This is a genomic window from Chryseobacterium sp. TB1-D10, assembly GCF_059803555.1.
The window spans coordinates 1-4,740 of record NZ_JAPFHB010000023.1 but is presented as its reverse complement, the minus strand read 5'-3'; the positions used below and the strand labels follow the sequence as shown (position 1 = coordinate 4,740).

The following is a 4,740-nucleotide window of genomic DNA, read 5'->3' as shown; positions in this document are numbered from 1 at the left end:
AAAAAGAATGACTTTGCATATTTGGTGTACGATCAGATATGGCAACCCCCTAAAATATAATTTTTATTGAGCAGACGGAAGAATTGTCTTTCGTCTAAACTGTTATGGAAACATTGCAATAGTATTGCGTTGTATTCCTACTCATTTTTGTCACTTGATTTTTAGAACAAAAAGTTGTTCCAAAAAGTATTTGTGACCTTCAATAAAAATTATATTCTAATGTTAGATAAAATCATAAGATTTAGCATCAAGAACAAGATTGTCATTGGTATAATGACCTTGTTGTTGATAATTTGGGGAGTTTGGAGCGCAACCAAACTTCCAATCGATGCCACACCTGACATCACCAACAATCAGGTTCAAATAATCACAGTCTGCCCTACGTTGGCAGGTCAGGAAGTTGAACAGCTGGTTACTTTCCCGATAGAGCAGAGTATTGCAAATGTTCCTGATATTGAGGAAACCCGAAGTATATCACGATTTGGTTTGTCCGTAATCACTGTTGTGTTTAAAGAAGAGGTCGATGTTTATTTTGCCCGTCAGTTAATCAGTGAAAAACTGAAACAGGCGGCTGAAGAAATTCCAAAAGGAATTGGCACACCAGAGTTGGCTCCGGTAAGTACAGGACTTGGGGAAGTATATCAGTACATCCTCCATCCAAAGAAAGGCAGTGAAAAAAAGTACAATTCCAAAGAACTTCGTACGATGCAGGATTGGATTGTTAGACGACAGCTTAATGGTACTCCGGGTGTTGCAGAGATCAACAGCTTTGGAGGCGAACTCAAACAATATGAAGTAGCTGTTAACCCTGATCGACTACGAGCGATGGGAGTCAGTATTTCTGATATTTTTGCAGCTCTTGAAAAAAATAACCAAAATACAGGGGGAGCCTACATTGACAAAAAACCTAATGCTTATTTTATTCGTGGGATTGGTTTGGTGACATCTCTTGAAGATGTTGGTAATGTAGTTGTTAAGAATGATACTGGAAGTGTTCCTATCTTTGTTAAGGATGTTGCTGAAGTTAGATTGGGAAGCGCAGTACGATATGGTGCCATGACATTTAATGGTCAGGTAGATGCTGTAGGTGGAGTGGTTATGATGCTGAAAGGAGCAAATAGTAATCAAGTGGTGCAGAGTATCAAAGAAAAGATACCCATCATCCAAAAATCTTTGCCTAATGATATTATTATAGAGCCTTACTTAGACAGAACAGATCTTGTCGGGAGAGCTATTGATACCGTAGAAAAAAATCTTATTGAAGGCGCATTGATCGTTATTTTCGTTCTGGTTTTATTTTTAGGAAACTTGAGGGCAGGACTGATCGTAGCGTCTGCCATTCCATTATCATTACTTTTTGCTCTGGGAATGATGAATGTTTTCGGAGTGAGTGCCAACTTAATGAGTCTGGGGGCGATTGATTTCGGGTTGATTGTTGACGGTGCTGTTATTATTGTCGAGGCGACATTACATGTTCTACAACATAAAAAAAATAAAAAAGAACTCACCCAAGCTCAAATGGATGAGGAGGTGGGATCTGCTGCATCCAAAATGATGAATAGTGCCATATTTGGGCAGATTATCATTCTAATTGTTTATATACCTATTTTAACGTTAATCGGTGTTGAAGGTAAGATGTTTACACCTATGGCTAAAACAGTTGGTTTTGCCATTATAGGGGCAACAATCCTATCGGTGACCTATATACCGATGATGAGTGCGTTGTTTTTATCCAAGAAAATTTCTCATAAAGAAAATTTCTCAGACAAAATGATGAATAAGATTCAAAAGGCCTACACTCCTTTATTGGAAAAAGCATTGAGGATCAAATATTGGTTAGTAGGTGTTACCGTTGCTATTTTTGCTGTAGCCGTATTCTTGTTCGGAAGAATGGGCGGTGAATTTATCCCTCAGATGCAGGAAGGGGATTTTGCTTTTCACTGTATTCTTCCACAGGGAAGTTCTTTAAGTCAGAGTATTGAAACCTCCATGCAGGCGTCTAGGCTCATCAAACAATTTGACGAAGTTAAAATGGTTGTAGGGAAGACCGGTGCTGCTGAAGTCCCTACTGATCCAATGCCTCCTGAAGCTACTGATATGATGGTGATCTTAAAACCGCAGAGTGAATGGAAAACAAAAAAATCATATGATGAATTAGCAGATGAGATCTCTGAAAAGCTTGAAGCTATCCCGGGAGTATTTTTCGAAAAAAATCAACCGATCCAGATGCGTTTCAATGAGTTGATGACAGGGATCAGGCAGGATGTAGCAGTTAAAATTTTCGGTGAAAATTTGGATTCTTTAGCTATTTATGCTGATAAAACATCTAAGGTCATTCAGTCTGTAAAAGGTGCGAGTGCTCCGCAGATCGAACGTGTTAGTGGTCTACCGCAGATTAATGTAGAATATGACCGTACAAGAATGGCTAATTACGGACTTAATATCGAAGACGTAAATACTGCGGTAAGCACTGCTTTTGCAGGTCAGGCAGCAGGTCAGGTATTTGAAAATGAGCGAAGGTTTGATCTCGTAGTTCGTTTGGATAGTTTACATAGAACCAGTATTGATGATGTTAGCAATCTGATGGTCTCTACAAAAACAGGAGCACAGATCCCTCTTTCACAGGTGTCAAATATCAGTTATAAATTGGGTCCGGCACAGATCAGCCGTGAAGCTGGTAAAAGGAGGATCGTTATTGGTTTTAACGTAAAAGGCCGAGATGTAGAAAGTGTAGTGGAAGAAATCCAGCAGAAGCTTAATAAAGAAAAATTACCATCAGGATATTATTATACATATGGCGGACAGTTTGAGAACCTTAAAGCTGCCAGTAAACGACTGACCATTGCCGTTCCGGTATCCTTATTCCTGATATTTATGCTGTTGTATTTTACGTTCGGCTCATTGAAGCAGGCTACGCTAATCTTTACTGCAATCCCGATGAGTGCGATTGGCGGCGTATTTGCGTTAATGCTGCGTGGTATGCCTTTTAGTATCAGCGCAGGAATTGGCTTTATTGCCTTATTTGGAGTAGCGGTACTTAATGGAATTGTTTTAATCGGAACCTTTAATCAATTAGAGAAGGACGGTGAAACCAATATTTTAAAGCGTGTGATGGAAGGAACTAAAACTCGTTTAAGACCTGTTTTAATGACCGCTACAGTTGCTTCATTAGGATTTTTACCTATGGCCATTTCAACCGGTGCAGGAGCTGAAGTTCAGAAACCTCTGGCGACCGTTGTAATCGGGGGACTGGTCACAGCAACCTTCTTAACTCTGTTTGTTTTACCGATGTTATACATTATCTTTAGTACTAAATTAAAGATCAAAAACATCTCAGGTAATAAACCCCTGACTGCTGTTTTAGTTTTAGGTTTCCTTTTCTTTGGACAAACCTTCAATGCACAACAAGGTACCCCTTTAACAATTGCAGAAGCAACGAACATCGCTTTAAGCAACAATAATTTAATGCGGTCCAGAGATCTGGATATTAAAGTAACAGAAGCACTGAAACCTACTGCTAAAGAACTTCCAAAAATGAATGTAGATGCTCAGTTAGGGCAATATAACAGTAAAAAATTCGATCAGTCCTTTTCTATATCTCAAAGTATTCCATTCCCAACATTGTTCAAAGCGAGGAGAGAACTCATTGCTGAACAGATTAAAGGAAAGCAGATCAATAAAGAGGTTTCTATCAACGAACTTGCGAGACAGGTGAGGACTTATTACTATCAGATCGAGTATCTGCAATTTAACCAGTCAAAATTAAAAAATCTGGATAGTTTATATCAGGATTTTATAAGAATTGCCACGGTCAGATTTAAATCAGGAGATATAAAAAAGATTGAAATCAATACTGCAGAAACTCAGAAAGGTGAGATCAATTTACTATTAAAACAAAATGAAGTCTATTTGAATAATGCCTATAAAAACCTAAAAACATTATTGAATACTTCTGGGGATATCTCAGTTCCTTACGACACAAATTATGAACCTTTAAAAGCTAATTATGTACTTGACAGCACGGCGATAGCAAATCATCCAACGGTAAGATCTTACTATCAGGAGATGGCTATAGCAGAAAAAAATAAAAATGTTGAGAGATCTTTAGGTCTACCTGATTTCAGTATCGGTTACACCAATCAGTCCTTAATCGGTACTCAGACGATCAATGGTATGGATCAGAATTTTAATGCTGGAAATAGATTTCATGTGGCAACTATTGGCGTTACGATCCCTCTAACTTTCGGTGCTACAAAAGCGAGAATCCAGTCTTGGGAGTTCCAAAAGCAAGTAGCGGAATCTAATGCAAAATTGCAGCAAAAACAGCTGGAAGCACAACTGCAAAATGCTTTGAATCAATATCAGCAGGATGTAGAGCAGTACAACTATTATGTTAATCAGGCAATCCCCAATGCTGAGAAAATATCTAAAGCCGGACAATTAGGATATAAAACAGGAGAAATTTCCTATGTTGAGTATCTTTTTGCGCTTCAGACTTCCACGAATATTCAATTAAAATATCTGGAATCCATTCAACAGGTTAATCAATCTGTTATTACCATTAATTCAATCATAAACAAATAAAATGAAAATTAAATATAATATAATATCTGCGCTGTTAATTTCTTTTTTAGCCTTAAGCTGTGGAAAAAAAGAAGCTTCTGAGGAAACGGAAGTAAAAGCAAAAACCGAACAGGCAGAGGAGGCTCATGAAGAGGCACCGCAAACAATCGCCACATT

General features: G+C 38.2%; 1 protein-coding gene. It reads left to right on the top strand.

Features of this window, described 5'->3' with window-relative positions; all coding sequences use genetic code 11:
• Window positions 1-219 precede the first annotated feature (219 nt).
• Window positions 220-4,584, top strand: coding sequence for a CusA/CzcA family heavy metal efflux RND transporter (locus OPU68_RS18075; protein ID WP_498475308.1), 4,365 nt, complete (start codon window positions 220-222; stop codon window positions 4,582-4,584).
• Window positions 4,585-4,740 lie beyond the last annotated feature (156 nt).